Origin of the sequence: Hymenobacter koreensis, from assembly GCF_039541855.1 — a bacterium.
Lineage (GTDB): Bacteria > Bacteroidota > Bacteroidia > Cytophagales > Hymenobacteraceae > Solirubrum > Solirubrum koreensis.
Genome location: NZ_BAABHA010000002.1, coordinates 963,453 through 980,982, shown reverse-complemented (window position 1 = coordinate 980,982; position 17,530 = coordinate 963,453). Strand labels below are relative to the sequence as shown.

The window sequence follows — 17,530 nt, the reverse complement described above, 5'->3', positions numbered from 1 at the left end:
GAGTGAATGAATGTGAGAGACAAATGTGGAGATGCTACTGCGGGTTAGCCTGAATAAGCCTCACCTGACCAGTAGCTGGCATCAGGCCCGATTTGAGAAAAATCAGTTGGCCCTGGTTGCCGGCAACAAAGGATGCAAACCCGGTGCCAAGTCCGGCGCGTGCCTCGCGGGTGATGATATACACGTTGCGCAGCAGCGGATATTCTTTGGTGGCCAGGTATGCCTGAAACGGTTGTACGTACTCATCGGCTTTTTTGGGCGAGTCGGAACGGCTGATACCGGCTACGCGCACTTTGCGCAGAAAGCTCTGTACCTGCGAGTCATCCTGGTCGCTGATCCAGTTAACGCCAATCACGCCAATTGCGTTCGGATGCGAAGCTACGTACTCGATGAGCTTAGGGTTCGATTCGCTGGCAAACGCCTTCTTCACCAGCGCGGCACCGCGCGTAACGCTGTCTTGTACGTAACGGGCTGTGCTAGAACGGTTCTGATCGAATACCACCGTTATTTCGCCTAACGCGCCGCTTTTGCCACCTAATTGTTTCCACTGGGTTTTGGCCCCGGAAAATATGTCACGCAGCTGGGCCATGGTCAGCAGCGAATCCGGGTTGGAGGGGTGCACAATAATGGCTACCCCGTCGGTTGCCACATGGGCAGTGCGGGGAACAATCTTCAGTTGATCGAAAACGGCTTTCTCGTCGGCCGTTAGCTGCCGCGCCACCACCACCGCCCGTACGCTATCATCCAATAGGGCGGTTATTACTTCCTGCTCGGGCTTATAACTGACGTTGAGCTTGGCCTGCGTATAAATTTTTTGGAACGTGTCGACGTGCGAGCGGAGAATGGGCTCGAAGGTAGCATCCGCCGACAGCCGCACGCTGCCGCTGGTAGGTGTATCGTTGGCGTCTGACTTATCGCCCGAGCCGCCCGAGCAACCAGCCAGCAGTGCTGCCCCTATGGTTAGAGTAAATAGCCAGTCAAAACGGGTTAGCAGCCGGTTAGTGCGAAAGGGAGTCATGGCGGGAGCGAGGGGAAAACTGACGGATGGTGCGGACAAATCTAATTAATCCGTACAGGACGAATAGCCCACCTACAATCTGCCGCGCAGTACGCGAGAGGGTGAGCATACCATCGGGAGCCAGAAACAGAAAAATGCCTAAGGCAACGTATATAACGGCCATCAGCAGCGCGAAGTAACGACTAAGACGCTGGCTACTCTGGCCGCCAATGCGCTCGTCGGCGTTGGTATCTAACATGGCAAGGAAAGTCCGTTGAAGTAAGGGTGACGCTCAAAAATAGCCACTTTGTTCGCAGTCTGCTTTTCATACGCAATTGGCACTAGGCAAGGTTAAAAGCGAACAGCGCGCCGGGGTGCTTTACCCCGACGCGCTGTTCGCCTAGACCGAATCCGATTGCCGTAACCGCTACTCCGCCATGTTGAATGAAATGGGCAGGGTGTAGCGCACCGCTACGGGGCGGTTATTCTGCCGTCCTGGTTCCCAACGGGGCATGCCTTTGATAACGCGCGCGGCCTCCTCATCGGTACCGTAGCCCAGTCCTTTCAGTACCTGTACGTCGGTAATCGAGCCGTCATTGGCCACGGTAAAGGACACGAATACCTTGCCTTCGGCTTGGGCCCGAATGGCCGCTCCGGGGTAATGCAGGTTCTTCTGCAGGTATTCAATCAACGCCTGCTGGCCGCCTGCGAATTCAGGCATAACTTCTACCGAAATGAAAATCTCGGGCTTCTTGGGAACAGTTATAACTGCTGGCGGAAGTCCGGCCCCAACCGTACCAGAATCGCCCATACCAGTTCCCGTGCCTACGCTTGCTCTACCAATCGTTTCAAGGTTAGAAGTGGGGCCTTCAACCGGAGCCATGGTTTCGTCGGGCTTTTTGGGCCGATCTGCAACTGCTTTATCGGGTGCTACGCGGGTTGCTATGTCTGGTATGGTGCGCGGAACGGCACGGGTTTGGGCTTCCGGTTGTGCTTTGGGTAGCTCAATAGCTGTTATTACTACTCCTTTGCCGTCATGAACAAACGGAGGCGCAATGGTAACCGAAGTGGCAAAGTATCGTTGGGCCAAAATACCCATTACTAAAAGCAAAAAGAGCGAAACGGCAATGGTCAAGGCCCGCTTCAGGTGTCGGTCGTAAGCTCTGCGCAGGGCGTAGGCACCGTATTCTTTGTTACGACCCTCGAAAACGATGTCGTCGAGGGTGGCCGTATTCAGGTTGGTGGTGGTTTGCATGGGTTGGAGCGGTTAAGTGAAACAACGGAAGTACACTCTCCAGCCGAACCTCCCCAACGCGGCATCTGGCTACTGGGCTTGGCTATCAGTCTCAAAACGAGGTCTAACCCCCGCAGCGTATATCAGCAGGTAAAAAAATAGACAACAAAAAGCCCCGGACTGAGCAAATGCTCTATCCGGGGCTTCTTTCCATTCCGAAGGAATCGGAGCAGAGTTACTTAATGGTAAAGGTTACCGGAACCGTGTACGAAACGCTTACGGCCCGACCATTCTGCTTACCAGGAGCCCAAGCGGGCATTTTGCTGATAACACGAACAGCTTCTTCGTCGCAACCGGCACCAATGCCTTTGGTTACTTTAACATCCGTAATCTGGCCGGTAGGACCTACTACGAAGTTCACGAATACTTTGCCTTCAACCTGGTTACGCAGTGCCAGCGAGGGGTACTTGATGTTTTTACCGAGGTATTGCATCAGTCCTTCCATACCGCCGGGAGGAGTTGGCATCTGTTCTACGTATTGGTAGACTTTCTGCTCCACTACCTCTTCCACTGCTTTGTTGCCTTCGTCGCCGAGGCCGCTCAAGTCAATGGGGTTGTCGGTGTTGCCTTTAACCGTTTCGGTGGCTACTACCTTGTCCTCTAGTTCTTCCTGATCCGGAATTTCCTCCGGCTTGGTTACTTCCTCGTCTTTCTTAACAACGGGGGGAGTAAACTTAATCGTGGAGAGCTTGGGCGGAGGGGGCGGCGGCGCCGTGGGGGGCGGGGGGGGCGGGGGAGGAGTGGTTTTGTCCAAAGGCGGTGCCTCCAGAACCACTTCGCTCACCTTGGGCTTCTCCGCTACTTCTTCCTTGGGCGTGAGCATTCGGGCAATTACCGGCCCGAAGATCATCAGCAAGAAAAGGATAGCAGCTACGAAGAAAGCCCGTGCTATGTGCTTGTTGTACAGCCTGCGCAGTACATAAGCGCCATAAGCCTTGTTGCGGCCTTCAAAAACGATGTCTTCGAAGGATGCCCGAGCTAATTGGGCGTTATCCATCATAAGCCAGAGGAGGTTATCAGGGCGTCATCCTCTTTCGAAATGTCCACTAGGGCATATTTTTTCTGCCCGGTAATGGTCATTTCATCCAGAATATCCACCATGTTCTTGTAGTTCGCCTTGTCGGCCGCTTTAATAAGAACGGTTGGCTTGGGGGCGCGGTTAATGCGCTCCAGCAATACCTGACGAATACCGCTGTCGGAGTAGTTAGTGACTTTCAACTCAGGCTTGGTGGTAGCATCCAGCAGGCCTTCGTAGTAGTACACTTTGTTATTCTCGCCCAGCAGTACCGTGAAGGCCTCAGACGCTTTCAGCGCCAGCGGCTCGGGGTCGTTCGGCTTCGGCTTCACCGGCATCGAAATCTGCATCACGCTAGGCTTTGCAAACGTTGTGGTGAGCATGAAGAACGTAAGGAGCAGGAAGGCCAAGTCTACCATTGGGGTCATGTCGATTTTAGTCGACATTTTCTTGGCCCGTTTCTTACCGCCTTTGCCTCCGCCGGAGTTATTCTGTTGAATTTCTGCCATGGCGCTTAGTTGCTAGCCACCGGCTTGTTTTCCAAGTCGGTGATGAGGTAGAAACGGTTAAGATTCTCTTCCTGCAGATTCTTGATGACGGTCTTCACGGTCGGAATGTCCGCCATACCGTCGCCCTTAATGGCGATGTAAGGGGCCTGTCCAAACGTGTTGATATTGGCTGACCGAGCGGCCAGAATCCAAGCCATCATTTGGTTGTTAAGCGAGTCGATCGGAATGCCCGGCTGCTTAACGGCCTTGCGGTCGGAACTGCTCATGTCTATGAAAGAACCGAGCTGCTGCACAGGTACTCCAAAGTCGGGGAGCAGCGAAAATTTCTTTTTCTGGGCCTCGGTGAAGTTCACGCCGTACTTGGCGCCTACTTGCTCGAGGGCCTTGATCTTCACAACCTGCGACTCCGTGCTCAAGAAAACACGCTTGTCCTTATCGATGGTAAGCGTCAGCACACTTTTATCCGGCAGCTTTCTGTCCGAAACGGACGAGGGCGTGTCGACCACTACGGCCACGTCTTCGGTGGGCGTAGCGGTGAGCATGAAGAAAGTTACCAGCAAGAAGGCCAAGTCTACCATCGGGGTCATGTCCAGCGACGGCGACAATCTGTGAGGTTTTACTTTAGGCATTTCTGGCTAGTCAAAGAGTTCTTTGAATCAGTAACGTACAACGGGTGGTGTTTAGTTTACACCGTGCCGTTTTGTACGCCGCTCTCGCCATGCTGCGAAGCAAAGGTCTGAATGATGCTGAAGCCAGCCTCGTCGATGCTGTAGGTCAGCTCGTCAATTTTGCTCGTGAAGAAGTTGTAGGCAATGATGGCAATGGCCGAGGTCAAGATACCCAAAGCCGTGTTAATCAGTGCTTCCGAAATACCGTTAGCCAGACCTACTGCGTCAGGTGCACCGGCATTTGCCAGAGCGGCGAAGGCGTTGATCATACCGAATACGGTACCCAACAGACCTACCAGCGTAGCTACCGAAGCCAGCGTAGAGATGATAACGAGGTTTTTCTCCAGCATGGGCAGTTCCAGAGCCGTAGACTCTTCGATTTCCTTCTGGATGGCCAGGATCTTCTGGTCTTTATCCATGCCCCGCTCGCGGGCCATTTCCTGGTACTTCAACAGGCCCGACTTCACTACGTTAGCTACCGAACCACGCTGCTGGTCGCAGGCGGCAATAGCACCGGTGATGTCGTTCACGTTCAGCTTTTGACGCACGGTGCGTACAAACGATTCGATGCTCTTGGTGCCTTTGGCGCGGCCAATGGTCAGGAAACGCTCAATCGAGAAGGTGATGGTGATGAGGAACATGGACAGCAGGATCGGCACGATAAAGCCGCCTTTGTACACGATGCCGAGGTAATTACCGGGGAGGGGGTTGTTATGGTTGTCGCCGCCTTGGAAGTTAGCGGGGTTACCCATAACAAATTTCCATACTAAGTAGCTGATGACGAGAGCCAGCGGAATAACGATAGCGGCCAGAGCCGAACCGCCTTTTGCTTCGCTCTTCGGCGCGGCAGGGGCAGCGGGCCGAGCAGCTGCGGGCTTGTTCATGGCATTCTTTTGTTCCATTGTTCCGGAAAGTTAAGCGAGAAGTGGGTTGGTGAAAAAAGGTTAAAACGGGGTGAAAACGGTAGTCAGGGAACAGGCTTAAAGACAGCAGAGCCCCGCTCACCCGCACGGTTTCAGCTTAAAGGAGGCTAAAAACGTGGGTCTGCTCGTGCGCGGGGCTGCAGTCCTAGGTCGGACTATCCTTGGCAAACCTAAACAAAAGGCTTGGCGCCGCCAAATTTGAAATGCCTTTAAACGCGTTAAAAAGGTATTCGACTCGAAAAAAGGCTATTTCAAAGTTTGGTACTTGAGCCGGTGGCAGGTAACTGTTTGGCTTCCTCCCAGTAACGGTCCATCTCGGCCAATGTCAGATCGGCAAGTGGGCGACCGGTGCGCGCCACTTCGGTTTCCAGGTAGTTGAAGCGGTGCATGAACTTGCGGTTGGTTTGTTCCAAAGCCTCCTCGGGGTTAATGCCTGCAAAGCGTGCAAAGTTGACCAGTGAAAATAGTAGGTCGCCGAACTCGGCAGTAGCGCGGGCGGGGTCGCTGATGTCGCCGTCGCGAAATTCGGCGGCAAATTCCCGAAGCTCTTCCTGCACTTTGCCCCACACCTGCTCCTTCCGTTCCCAATCAAAGCCCGCACCTCGGGCTTTCTCCTGAATGCGCATGGCCTTTACCAAAGCGGGCAGCGAAACAGGTACGCCACCAAGCACGGAGTTGTTGCCTTTCTCCTTTAGCTTTAACTGTTCCCAATTACGCTTTACATCTTCCTCACTGCTCACCTGCACGTCGCCATAAATATGCGGATGTCGGTGAATGAGCTTTTCGCACTGGTCATTAAGCACGTCCGCAATATCGAAGCGGCCGGTTTCGCTGGCTATTTTGGCGTAGAACACCAAATGCAACATCACGTCGCCAAGTTCCTTCTGCACGTCAGAGAGGTCTTCGCGCAGGATGGCGTCACTAAGTTCATACGTCTCCTCAATGGTGAGGTGGCGCAGGCTGGCCATGGTTTGTTTACGGTCCCACGGGCACTCAGCGCGCAGGCGTTCCAGCACATCGAGTAAGCGGCTGAAGGCGGCCAACTGCTCGGGCCGTTGGCTAGAAGAAGGGTGCTCCATTAGCTTCAAATATACGACGGACTGCAAAACATGAAGGCGACACAACTCGTCTTAGTAGGCGGGCCGCAGCGAATCGCTACTTTTGCCCACTGAAAACAACAGTACTTGTGGCACTAATCAAATCCATTTCGGGCATCCGAGGCACTATCGGCGGCGCGTCCGGCGAGGCTCTTACGCCCATCGACGTAGTGAAGTTCACGGCCGCTTTCGGCACGTGGGCACTAAAACAGACAGCCGGCGCTACGCAGGGCCACACCATTGTGGTGGGTCGTGACGCCCGTCTTTCCGGCGACATGGTGAACAAACTGGTAGTGGGCACACTGCAAGGCTTGGGCATCGATGTAGTGGACCTGGGGCTGAGCACTACACCCACCGTGGAAATGGCCGTTCCGGCTAAAAAAGCCATCGGAGGAATTATTCTTACTGCCTCGCACAACCCCAAGCAGTGGAACGCGCTAAAGCTGCTTAATCAGCACGGCGAGTTTATTTCCGAAGCCGACGGGCAGGAAGTATTGCAGCTGGCCGAAGCCGAGGCGTTCGATTTTGCGCAGGTGGGCAAGCTAGGGCAGCATACCACCGATAATACCTTCCTGAAGAAACACGTCAAGACCATTCTGGCTCTGCCGCTGGTGGACGTGGAAGCCATCCGGGCTAAGAATTTTCGGGTGGTGGTGGATGCCGTTAACTCCTCCGGCGGTATTGCCGTGCCCATGCTGCTGGAAGCTCTGGGCGTGACAACGGTGGAAAAGCTGTTTTGCGAGCCAACCGGCGACTTTGCGCACAACCCCGAACCGCTGCCCGAAAACCTGCGCGACATTGCCAAGGTGCTCGAGAAAGGCTCTTTCGACTTGGGCATCGTGGTTGACCCCGACGTGGACCGCCTTGCGCTGGTGTGCGAAAACGGCTCTATGTTCGGCGAGGAATACACCTTGGTGGCCGTAGCCGATTACGTATTGAAAGCCCAGGGCGGCGGCAACACCGTGAGCAACCTAAGCAGCACCCGTGCCCTGCGCGACGTAACTGAAAAACACGGCGGCAGCTACTCGGCAGCCGCGGTGGGCGAGGTGAACGTGGTAACCATGATGAAGCAGACCAACGCCGTGATAGGCGGCGAAGGCAACGGCGGCATCATTTACCCCGAGCTGCACTACGGCCGCGACGCGTTGGTAGGCATTGCGTTGTTTTTAACGCACCTGGCTAAATCAGGCCTAACGATGACGCGCCTGCGGGCTTCGTACCCGAACTACTTCATCTCGAAAAACAAGATCGAGCTGACGCCCGATATCAACACCGACCAAGTGCTGGCCAAAATGCAGAAGCGCTACGCCAAGCAGCCGGTTAACACGATTGACGGGGTAAAAATTGAGTTTGACAAGGAGTGGGTGCACCTGCGCAAGTCGAATACCGAGCCTATCATCCGTATTTACGCCGAGTCCGATTCGAACGCCACGGCCGACCATTTGGCGCAGAAAATCATTGGCGACATAAAGGAGATTATTTCGGCCAAAGCTTAGGCCTGCGGCCTTAAAGTCAGGAAAGCCAGTCTGCTAAAAGCAGGCTGGCTTTTTTGTTGCGGCAGTCCTCAGCGGTAAAACGCTATTTTTGTATGATTACGGCACTGCCACCCGGTGCCGTTGCGTGTCTACTTCCCCCGACAAACTTGATTGCGCAGCGCATGACGCCGACTTCCACCCCCGCCTCGGTTTACTTCGATAACGCCGCTACCACGCCCCTCGACCCCGAAGTGCTGGATGCCATGCTGCCATTCATGCGCGAGCATTTCGGCAACCCCAGCAGCATACACGGTCATGGGCGCAAGGTGCGGGCTGCCATCGAAAACGCACGCAAAACCGTGGCGCACCTTATTAACGCGGCACCGGCGGAAATTTCCTTTACCTCGGGTGGCACCGAAGCCGACAATTACGCCGCATTTGGCTCCATTCGCACGCTGGGGCTGAAGCACGCCGTTACGTCTAAGCTGGAGCACCACGCGGTGCTGCACACGCTGGAGGCGCTGGCCAAAAAAGGAGAAATTGAGCTGAGCTTTGTGCGCCACGATGCGCAGGGCCAGCTGGATTTGGCGCATTTGGAGGAGCTGCTGGGTTCAAACACCCGCTCGTTTGTGAGCCTGATGCACGGCAACAACGAGATTGGCAACCTGAACGATATTCAGTCCATCAGCGACATCTGCCGTGCGCACGGCGCCATTTTTCACACCGACACCGTGCAGACGATGGGCCACTACCGCCACGACGTACGCCAGCTCGGTAGTCATTTCCTGGTAGGCTCGGCCCACAAATTTCACGGTCCGAAAGGCGTGGGCTTCCTGTTTTGCAACAGCGAAGTACAGGTGCAGCCGCTGATTCACGGTGGCGCGCAGGAGCGCAATGTGCGCGCTGGCACCGAAAACGTGTACGGCATTGTAGGCCTGACCAAGGCGCTTGAAATTGCTTACCGCGACATGGCCGCGCACCAGCAGCACATTCAGGGCCTGAAGGACCGGTTTATTGAGCGGCTGCGGGCTGAAATCGACGATGTGCAGTTCAACGGCTTGTCGGCCGATGCTGAGCGGAGCCTGTATACCGTACTGAGCGTGAGCCTGCCTCCCTCCGATATGAACGAGATGCTGCTGTTCAACCTCGATATCAACCACGTGTCGGCTTCGGGCGGCTCGGCGTGTAGCAGCGGTTCAAACATAGGCTCACACGTACTCTCCGCCTTGGGCTGCGACCCCAACCGCGGGGCAATCCGGTTTTCGATGAGCAAGTACAACACTCCACAGGAAGTCGATTTCGCAGTGGAGCAGCTAGCTAAAATGTACCGCCGCGTGCCGGCTTAACGCTTGCCCATGCAACTAAAAAGGCCCGATTCTGAAGCAGAATCGGGCCTTTTTTATCGGCTGGTTTCTGGCAAAAACAGGCTTAGGCCGCAGCTTGCTTTTTAGACGCAATGCCCAAGTAATTTTTCGTAGAAAGCACTGGGACATCTGCTTCAATAGTAACTCAGTGGCTTATAATTGGCGCATCGAAAGCCGGTCATTATTATGGCTCATTCATCGCTTACGTTAGTCACATGCCTTGCATGAGCATCGACTGGGCTAAACAGGAAGGTGAGAATATGCACGGCGGGAAGTTTTTATTTTGAAGTACCCATTTTTGACGGCTGTGCGTACTCCCGTGCAAACCGACCTTTCTATATATGGCCGACATCAACATTCAACGCAAAAAGAAATCGGTTAGCCCGTGGCTGCTGATTTTGCTGGTGCTGGCATTGCTGGGCCTGGGCGCCTGGTACCTGCTCAGCCGTGACCCCGGCCCCGACCAGCCGGTGCCCACCGCCCCCGCTCCGGCTGCCTCAACCCCGGCCGATACTGCCGCGGTAGCCGACCCCGAGGTGCAACCCGACTCCCGCCCCGCCGACACCGATGCGCTGGCTGCCGAAGGCACTGCCACCCCGGCCGATTTCTACGCGTTCGTGGCCGACGACCCCACCTCCGGAACCTACGCCCGCCGCGGATTGCTGCTGCTCAGCAACGTGCTGGTAACCATGGCCGACCGCAGCGACCTGCGCGATGCCAACGTAGACGAGCGGCGCAACGACCTGACCAGTGCCACCAGCCGCATCAACGAGCAAAACGGCAGCTTGCGTCCGGGTTTTGTGGCCGCTGCCGACCTCATCGAAGCATTGCAGCAGCGAGGTTATACCACTGTAGAACGCGAGGCCAAAGCCCTGCGTGAAAAGGCCACCCAACTTACCGGCCGTACCGATACGCCCGCCGAGCAACAAGCCACCCAGGTTTTTTTCCAGCAAGCCGCTAACATCGTGCGTGTGCTGGAAAAGCCGGCCGCATAATGTCTTAACCTGATTTTTGGAAACCCGAATGGAGCCAACGAATGTCCCCTCCGCAGCCGGCATGCATCTGGTGCGCCTGCGCGATTTGAAAGACTTTGAAGTGGCCGACGGCAGCCCCGACGTGCGCGGGTGGGCCGTGCGCGGCGCCGATGGTAAAAGATTTGGCGATGTGTACGAGCTTATCGTAGAGCCCGACGCGCTGAAAGTGCGCTACCTCGACGTGGAGCTGGATTCGGCACTGAACATTAACGACCGGGAACGACACGTGCTGATTCCCATCGGTGCCGCCGCTATCGACCACGACGACGATAACGTATTCGTGCCTGCCCTCGACATTAACTCGGTGATGAACTATCCGCCGTACCAGGATATTCACATCAGCCGCGACCTGGAGGAATCCATGCTCAGGGCCCTGCGCCTGCCGGTGCCCGTTGCCAACGACAACACGCCCTTTTACGAAGGCCCGCCGTACGACGAAAGCCATTTTTACCGCGCACGTCGTACTGCCGAACAGGCATCCATGCGCCGCTTGCCGGATGGCAGCGCCCCGCCACTGGGGTAGCGCACTATTTTCTCAGGCCAGAGGCCGATGAACGACTTTTATAGTAGCTCATCGGCCTTTGGTGTGTCTAGGCCCAGCCGATGAATTAAGCTAGAAGAACAGCTTGCGCAGTGCCCATACGCTCCATACTATTACCATGAGGCCCACGCCCAAGAACATGATGCGCGTGGAAATTCGGCCGGCCAAACGAGCCGCCAGCGGGGCTGCCAATAGGCCGCCCACAATTAGCCCGAGCACGATTTGCCAGTGTGAAATACCAAGGGTAGCGAAAAATGTGAGGGCACTGGCAAACGTCACGAAAAACTCAGTAAGGCTAACCGAGCCGATAACGTATTGCGGCGTGCGCCCCCGGGCAATGAGCGTACTGGTGACCAAGGGCCCCCAGCCGCCACCGCCAAACGAGTCGAGGAAGCCACCGAATGCGGCCAGCCAACCCAGACGGGTGGCTTTTCGCTTTCGTTCTATGCGACTAAGCGCCCGGGCCAGCAAGCGGAAGCCCAGGTAAAGCAGGTAAGTGGCCAAAACAGGCTTAACCCAAGTTGCATACCGCTCGCCGGTGTACGAAAGGAGCAGAGCGCCGCTCACTGCCCCCAATACTCCCGGCAGCACCAGCGCTTTTACCAGTCGGCGGTTCACGTTCCCCAGCTTGTAGTGCGAGTAGCCCGAGGCACCGCTGGCAAACATTTCGGCGGTATGAATGCTGGCGCTAACAGCCACCGGGCTCATGCCCAGTGACATGAGGCTAATGGCTGTAACCACCCCGTAGCCCATGCCCAGCAGTCCATCGACCAGCTGCGCCCCAAAGCCGACGGCCACAAAAATGTAGAACATGTTGGCGTTGCTGACGGCGTTCCATATCTGCGGCCAGGTATAATACAGCGACACAATATCAAACGCAAGCAGGGCCCCAAACGCTAACAGCGAAGCCGTTACAATGCGGCGCCACCTGGTTTCGGCAGTCGCAATGTGCCGGATGACCGACCGCGACACGGGATTCGGTGCTGCGGACGAATCGGTCACAACCGCAAGGGCAGGCTGGTCTTCAGCAGACTCTGGGTTTAGTCGAGCTTCGGGCATTTGCGGTTGTGGTAGGAGAATGAGGTAGCGCAGTGAGGTGGGTCAGACTGCTCAGCCGGAGTGGAAAAGATCAGCCGGCTAGTAGCCGCTCTGCTGGCGAAGTGCCAGCACGTAGGCCGAGGCCCTTTCGTGGGACAGGTCGGTTTCCTGCTGCACCACGCGCACCAGGGCTTGGTGCACGGCTGCGGTTAAGTAGCTCGTATTGGGGCAGAGGTAGGTGTGCGCCCCGGCCTGCAGCCAGCCGAATACATCAGGTATGTAAGCCAGCAGACGCTGCCGCAGGGCTGGATTGAGGGAACTGCTATACCGCCGATGAGTAAAGCGCCGGGGGACCTTTCGGCGGCTAGCAGGGTAAATCAGGAATGACCGCTGAGGCGTGTTGCCAGCCGCGGCCGAGAAAGGGAAAACAGGCATGAGTAAGTAGAAAATGGCCTAGCCGGCGGATACCGAAGCAAAATGGCGCAACGGCCTAGCGCTTCGGCCTGAACCAGTTGCTCGCGCAACTGCGCCACCTTCGCGTTAAGAGCGAAACGCCTATGCAGCAGGGGTAGGCGCCGCCCGCACGAGGAAACGCCAAGGGTGAAACCAGAAAACAGGGGGCTGAGGGAAACGGCGCGGCCTTAGCAGGAACGCGGCATTTCAGGCGTGCCGGAGCTGCAAACAGCAGCCAGCCGGTCACGAGTCAGCAGGAAATATGGGGAAAGGCGGCCCTCAACAACAACACGAGCACACGGGGAGTACCGCATAGGTACTCCGGCAGGTCGAGCCCATGGGCTTCAGCGGCCAAGTAGCCGGACCAGATAACGTTGCGCGAAGGGTGAGGGTGGAAGCCACGGCTCTTGTTTTTATATGGTCTGGACTTGGCACCGTTCGGGTAATACACCCGATGGTTGCCGGCGCTTCACGGAGCCAGTCTCTCCACGCCTCTGTATAAAAACAATCCTTTGGGAAAGAAAGAATTGGTGCCCAAATGTAAGGGCGACGATTTCAAAACCCCAAATACTTTTCCATCGGGCCACGAAAAACCGGCCAGTCGCCGCTGAGTAGCAGGCAACTGGCCGGTGGTAAAATCAACTCAAAAAGGGTGCTGGTACTTAGTTGCGGTGAATCATGTCGACCACGGCTTCCACCCACAGCGGGTGCGTGTTACAGCTGGCTACCAGCTGCCAGTGGCCGCCGCCTGCTTCCTCAAACATTTCCTTGAACTCTTCGCCCACCTCAATGGTGGTTTCCAGGCAATCGGCCACGAAAGCGGGGCTGAAGGCCAGCACGTTCTGGATGCCTTTGCCAGGGAATTCCTTCAGCACCTCGTCGGTGTAGGGCTGCAGCCATGGGTCGCGCAGGCGGCTTTGCAAGCGGCTCTGGAACGTTACGGTGTACTGCTCGGGCGCGAGGTCCATGGCCTTGGCTAGCAACCGCGAGGTTTCGTAGCACTGAGCGCGGTAGCAGTAGCGGTTGTTCTTGTTGTAGTGGTTGCAGCAGTTCGCCAGCTTGCAGTAACCGTTCTGGCTGCCCTTCAGCACGTGGCGCTCGGGTATGCCGTGGTAGCTGAATACCACGTGGTCGTAGTTGCGCTTGGCCATTTCGGCCTTGCCCAGCGTGGCAAACGTGTTGATGTAGCCGGGGTCGTCGGCAAAGCTGCTGATGAAGCTGATGCTGGGTACCACCCACCACTTGCTCACAATTTCCATCACTTTCTCCTGCACCGAGCCCGTGCTGGCCGCCGCGTACTGCGGAAACAGCGGCAACACAATGATGCGGTCCACGGCCGCGTCGCGCAGCTCCTGCAGGGCACTTTCGATGCTGGGGTTCTGGTAACGCATGCCAAAGGCCACGAGGTAGTCGTTACCAAGCTGCTCCTGCACCATCTTTTTCAGGTCGAGGCCGTGAAAGAGCAGGGGCGAGCCACGCTCCGTCCAGAGCTGCTGGTACACCTTAGCCGATTTGGGCGCCCGCAGCGGTACCACTACGCCCCGAAACAGCGGGTAACGAATGGCAGCGGGCATGTCCACCACGCGGCCATCGGTCAGAAACTCGTTGAGGTAACGGCGTACGTCGGCGGTTTTGGGTGAATCGGGCGTGCCGAGGTTCACGAGCAGCACGCCGATGCGGCCTTTGGTAGAAGCGGGAGTGGAAGGCATAGTAAGAGGCAAGGAACACCGCGGAAATCAATTCCCGCGCAGTGTGCAATTGCCAGACAAAGGTAGCGCCCACAAGGTTTGCGTTCATGGCAAAAGTCCTGCCCCCGGAGCTGATTTCCATCAGGGTTTCACAGGGGACTGGGAGCTATAGTTACGGCTCCTGTTCTGTCCAGTGGCGTGATGATGAAGGAAACCCACCACATTATTACCTAAAGAGGCGGCAGGAATGATGACTCTGTTCCCTAAACACCGGCTCAGAGCCAGCCGTTAGCTGCTAGCAGCCCGCGCGTTGCTGAAGGCTGTGGGCTGCCGTAAGCGCCTATTATTCAGCCTATGCAGCCCGGCCGGGCATAAAGCCGTACCTTTGTGCCCCTTAACGCATTACCTCCTGTGACTACCGACCCCAAACCGCACCGCGCCGGCTTCGTGAGCATCATCGGCAAACCCAACGTGGGCAAGTCGACCCTGATGAACGTGCTCGTGGGCGAGCGGCTGAGCATCATCACCAGCAAAGCCCAAACCACGCGCCACCGCATTCTGGGCATTCTGAACGGCCCCGATTTTCAGTTGGTATACTCCGACACGCCCGGTATCATTCAGCCCAAATACGAGTTGCAATCGGCCATGATGTCTTTTGTGTACTCCTCGCTGGAAGACGCCGACGTTATCCTGTTCGTCACCGATATCTTCGAGAAGTACGACGAAGAGCCGGTGGTAGAACGCCTGCGCCGTTCCGAGGTGCCGGTGCTGTTGCTGGTTAACAAAATCGACCAAGCCACGCAGGAAGAGGTAGAAGCCAAAATGGCTTACTGGCATGAGCACATGCCCAATGCCGCCGAAATCATTCCGATTTCCGCCTTAAATGCCTTCAACACCGAGCAGGTCTTTAATCACATCATCGACCGCCTGCCCGAGCACGAAGCGTATTACCCCAAAGACGAGCTGACCGACAAGCCGGAGCGCTTCTTCGCCTCGGAAATGATCCGGGAGAAAATCTTCAAGCTTTATAAGAAAGAAGTGCCCTACAGCACCGAAGTCGTGATTGAAGAGTTCAAGGAAGACGAGAACATCATCCGGATGCGCGCCATCATTTACTGCGAGCGGGCGTCACAGAAGGGCATCATCATCGGCAACAAAGGCGACGCCATCAAGAAGGTAGGCACCTGGGCCCGCGAGGAAATGGAGAAGTTCTTCCAGAAGAAGGTTTTCCTCGAAATGCACGTGAAGGTCAACGAAAACTGGCGCCACGACGCTAAAATGCTCGGCCGCTTCGGCTACAAGCAGGATTAAGGGTGGGGGAACTGTTTTCGGAAATCCCCGATTGGTATGCAGGTATAATCGGCGTAATCCTCTTTCTGATCGGCCTCGTTCTGTGGAACCGGGTGCAGACAAACTACCCGTCCCGTAATAAAACCACATATTCTTTCAAGCACTGGATGAATGAATTAACTGCTGCGCTTGCCGCAATTGGTTTTGGCATTTATCTGATGTTTAAAGTCCTGCTGTAACGAATACTCCCGACCACTCATACTCACTTAACTACCCCGGGCACCGTCGAACATGGTCGGACCGACGGCTGGGGTCAGCACAATGAAGAATACCATTGCAATTGTGGGCCGCCCCAACGTGGGCAAGTCCACCCTGTTCAACCGCTTGGTTGGCGAACGGAAGGCCATCATGGACAACCAGTCGGGCGTAACCCGCGACCGACACTACGGCTACGGCGACTGGGTAGGCAAGTACTTCACCGTTATCGATACCGGCGGCTACGTAGTGGGCTCCGATGACGTGTTTGAGGAAGGCATTCGCCGCCAAGTAAAGCTGGCCATCGACGAAGCCACTGTGGTGCTGTTCATGGTCGACCTCGACGCCGGCCTGCACCCGCTCGATGAAGAGTTTGCCAACGTACTGCGTCGCTACGACAACAAGAAGCCGATTTACCTGGTAGCTAATAAAGCCGACAGCATCAGGCGTGTGCAAGCCGTGGGCGAGTTTTACGCTCTGGGCCTCGGCACCGGCGACATTTTCACCATCAGCTCGCAAACGGGTTCCGGCACCGGTGATTTACTCGATGCCGTGGTCAGCCACTTCGAAGAAGAAGGCGTGGAAGACCCCGACGCAGGCATTCCGCGCATTACCGTGGTGGGCCGTCCGAACGTGGGCAAGTCGTCTTTCGTGAACGTGTTGCTGGGCGAAGAGCGCAGCATCGTGACCGACATTGCAGGTACCACCCGCGACGCCATTCACACCCGCTACAACGCCTTCGGTAACGAGTTTATCCTCATCGATACCGCCGGTTTGCGCCGCAAGGCCCGCGTTGACGAGGACGTGGAGTTCTATTCCAACCTCCGCGCCCTCCGCGCGCTGGAAGAGTCGGACGTGTGCATTGTAATGCTCGACGCCACCCGTGGCATTGAAGCCCAGGACGTGAGCATCATCGGCTTGGCCGACCGCAACCGCAAGGGCATCGTGATTCTGGTGAACAAGTGGGACCTGATCGAAAACAAGGAAACCAACACCGCCAAGGAGTTCGAAGACGAGATTTACAAGCGAATTGCGCCCATCAGCTACCCGCCCATCGTTTTCACCAGCACCGTTACCAAGCAGCGTGTACACAAGGCCATCGAAACGGTGATGGAAGTGTATAAAAACAAAACCAAGAAAATTCCGACCTCGCAACTGAACGAGGTTATGCTGAAGGAAATAGAAGCCCACCAGCCGCCGTCTTCGAAGGGCAAAATGGTGCGCATTAAGTACGTGACGCAGCTTCCCACGCACAATCCGGTGTTTGCCTTTTTCTGCAACCTGCCGCAGTACGTGAAGGAATCGTACACCCGTTACCTCGAGAACCGCCTGCGCGAGCATTTTGACTTTACGGGCGTGCCCATTGGCATCGTGTACCGCAAAAAATAAAGCCGAAATACGTATCAACAAAAAGGCCCTGGCACATTGCCAGGGCCTTTTTGTTGCTGGCCGATATAAAAAGCAGAAGTTTTTTTCGGGAAGCGGGTTACCTCAACTGCGGCTGGGTATAAAGCTTCAGAATTCGCAGCCGCAAGGTCGCGGACCTGACTCAAGAAAACTCATTTTCATTCATTTTCACCACACCCCACACCATGAAAAAGGTTCTGTTCCTCGCTCTGGCCGCTGTATCGTTCTCGTTCGCTTCGTGCGAAAGCAAAAATGAAGCTGCTGGCGAAAACGCTGCTGACCAAGTAGAAGCTACCGGCGAAGCCCAGGCTGACGCTATGGAAGAGCAGGCTGATGCCGTTCGCGACTCGGCTGATGCTACCGCTGAGAAAATCGAAGAAGGCGCTGAAGCTGGTGCTACCACCACGACTCCGGCTCCTGCTACCACCACGACCCCGGCTCAGTAATTACTGCTCCGGTCTGGTATAGACCGAAAAAGGGCT

Annotated in this window: 18 protein-coding genes and 1 riboswitch; of the genes, 7 read left to right on the top strand and 11 right to left on the bottom strand. The window is 56.1% G+C overall.

Features of this window, described 5'->3' with window-relative positions:
• Positions 1-34: 34 nt before the first annotated feature.
• The 8 genes from ABD903_RS07095 to mazG form a co-directional block, all read right to left on the bottom strand.
• Complete coding sequence (locus tag ABD903_RS07095; protein WP_345222611.1) at positions 35-1,018, bottom strand: PstS family phosphate ABC transporter substrate-binding protein; 984 nt, start codon at positions 1,016-1,018, stop codon at positions 35-37.
• Positions 999-1,256: a hypothetical protein gene (locus tag ABD903_RS07090; RefSeq protein ID WP_345222609.1), complete on the bottom strand. Its 258-nt coding sequence runs from the start codon at positions 1,254-1,256 to the stop codon at positions 999-1,001. Before ABD903_RS07090 ends, ABD903_RS07095 begins: the two co-directional genes overlap by 20 nt.
• 168 nt (positions 1,257-1,424) lie before the next feature.
• Positions 1,425-2,252 (bottom strand): energy transducer TonB, encoded by an 828-nt coding sequence (locus ABD903_RS07085; RefSeq protein ID WP_345222608.1) that lies wholly within the window; start codon positions 2,250-2,252, stop codon positions 1,425-1,427.
• A gap of 214 nt (positions 2,253-2,466) precedes the next feature.
• Positions 2,467-3,291 (bottom strand): energy transducer TonB, encoded by an 825-nt coding sequence (locus ABD903_RS07080; protein ID WP_345222606.1) that lies wholly within the window; start codon positions 3,289-3,291, stop codon positions 2,467-2,469.
• The gene (locus ABD903_RS07075) at positions 3,288-3,815 is read right to left on the bottom strand and encodes an ExbD/TolR family protein (RefSeq protein WP_345222604.1); all 528 of its coding nucleotides are present in this window, start codon (positions 3,813-3,815) and stop codon (positions 3,288-3,290) included. Before ABD903_RS07075 ends, ABD903_RS07080 begins: the two co-directional genes overlap by 4 nt.
• Before the next feature lie 5 nt (positions 3,816-3,820).
• Positions 3,821-4,444 carry an ExbD/TolR family protein gene (locus ABD903_RS07070; protein WP_345222602.1) on the bottom strand — a complete coding sequence of 208 codons (624 nt, stop codon included), beginning with the start codon at positions 4,442-4,444 and terminating at the stop codon, positions 3,821-3,823.
• A gap of 56 nt (positions 4,445-4,500) precedes the next feature.
• On the bottom strand, positions 4,501-5,367 hold the full coding sequence (locus ABD903_RS07065) for a MotA/TolQ/ExbB proton channel family protein (protein WP_425555435.1): 867 nt from the start codon (positions 5,365-5,367) through the stop codon (positions 4,501-4,503).
• Between the two features lie 290 nt (positions 5,368-5,657).
• A complete protein-coding gene (gene mazG, locus ABD903_RS07060) occupies positions 5,658-6,485 on the bottom strand; it encodes a nucleoside triphosphate pyrophosphohydrolase (protein WP_345222598.1) in 828 nt (275 codons plus the stop codon).
• Between the two features lie 107 nt (positions 6,486-6,592).
• Between mazG and glmM the strand changes: the two genes are divergently transcribed.
• The 4 genes from glmM (at position 6,593) to ABD903_RS07040 (ending at position 10,899) form a co-directional block, all read left to right on the top strand.
• The gene (gene glmM / locus ABD903_RS07055) at positions 6,593-7,999 is read left to right on the top strand and encodes a phosphoglucosamine mutase (RefSeq protein WP_345222597.1); all 1,407 of its coding nucleotides are present in this window, start codon (positions 6,593-6,595) and stop codon (positions 7,997-7,999) included.
• A 161-nt stretch (positions 8,000-8,160) separates the two neighbouring features.
• On the top strand, positions 8,161-9,324 hold the full coding sequence (locus tag ABD903_RS07050) for a cysteine desulfurase family protein (protein ID WP_345222594.1): 1,164 nt from the start codon (positions 8,161-8,163) through the stop codon (positions 9,322-9,324).
• 359 nt (positions 9,325-9,683) lie between these two features.
• On the top strand, positions 9,684-10,337 hold the full coding sequence (locus ABD903_RS07045; RefSeq protein WP_345222593.1) for a hypothetical protein: 654 nt from the start codon (positions 9,684-9,686) through the stop codon (positions 10,335-10,337).
• Positions 10,338-10,398: 61 nt separating this feature from the next.
• Entirely contained in the window at positions 10,399-10,899 is a 501-nt protein-coding gene (locus tag ABD903_RS07040) for a PRC-barrel domain-containing protein (protein WP_345222591.1), read from the top strand.
• Between the two features lie 90 nt (positions 10,900-10,989).
• Here ABD903_RS07040 and ABD903_RS07035 read toward each other — a convergent pair whose 3' ends face one another.
• From ABD903_RS07035 to hemH, 3 genes are all read right to left on the bottom strand, one after another.
• Positions 10,990-11,919: a sulfite exporter TauE/SafE family protein gene (locus tag ABD903_RS07035; RefSeq protein ID WP_345222590.1), complete on the bottom strand. Its 930-nt coding sequence runs from the start codon at positions 11,917-11,919 to the stop codon at positions 10,990-10,992.
• A gap of 135 nt (positions 11,920-12,054) precedes the next feature.
• Positions 12,055-12,390 (bottom strand): hypothetical protein, encoded by a 336-nt coding sequence (locus tag ABD903_RS07030; protein ID WP_345222588.1) that lies wholly within the window; start codon positions 12,388-12,390, stop codon positions 12,055-12,057.
• Positions 12,391-12,818: 428 nt separating this feature from the next.
• Positions 12,819-12,913, bottom strand: a riboswitch (SAM riboswitch).
• Positions 12,914-13,070: 157 nt separating this feature from the next.
• Complete coding sequence (hemH, locus tag ABD903_RS07025; protein WP_345222586.1) at positions 13,071-14,117, bottom strand: ferrochelatase; 1,047 nt, start codon at positions 14,115-14,117, stop codon at positions 13,071-13,073.
• Between the two features lie 390 nt (positions 14,118-14,507).
• Here hemH and era point away from each other — a divergent pair, with 390 nt between their 5' ends.
• From era to ABD903_RS07010, 3 genes are all read left to right on the top strand, one after another.
• Positions 14,508-15,407 carry a GTPase Era gene (gene era / locus ABD903_RS07020; protein ID WP_345222584.1) on the top strand — a complete coding sequence of 300 codons (900 nt, stop codon included), beginning with the start codon at positions 14,508-14,510 and terminating at the stop codon, positions 15,405-15,407.
• 300 nt (positions 15,408-15,707) lie between these two features.
• On the top strand, positions 15,708-17,030 hold the full coding sequence (gene der, locus ABD903_RS07015) for a ribosome biogenesis GTPase Der (protein ID WP_345222583.1): 1,323 nt from the start codon (positions 15,708-15,710) through the stop codon (positions 17,028-17,030).
• Between the two features lie 203 nt (positions 17,031-17,233).
• Positions 17,234-17,494, top strand: a complete 261-nt coding sequence (locus ABD903_RS07010) for a hypothetical protein (protein ID WP_345222582.1) — start codon at positions 17,234-17,236, stop codon at positions 17,492-17,494.
• Positions 17,495-17,530: the final 36 nt, after the last annotated feature.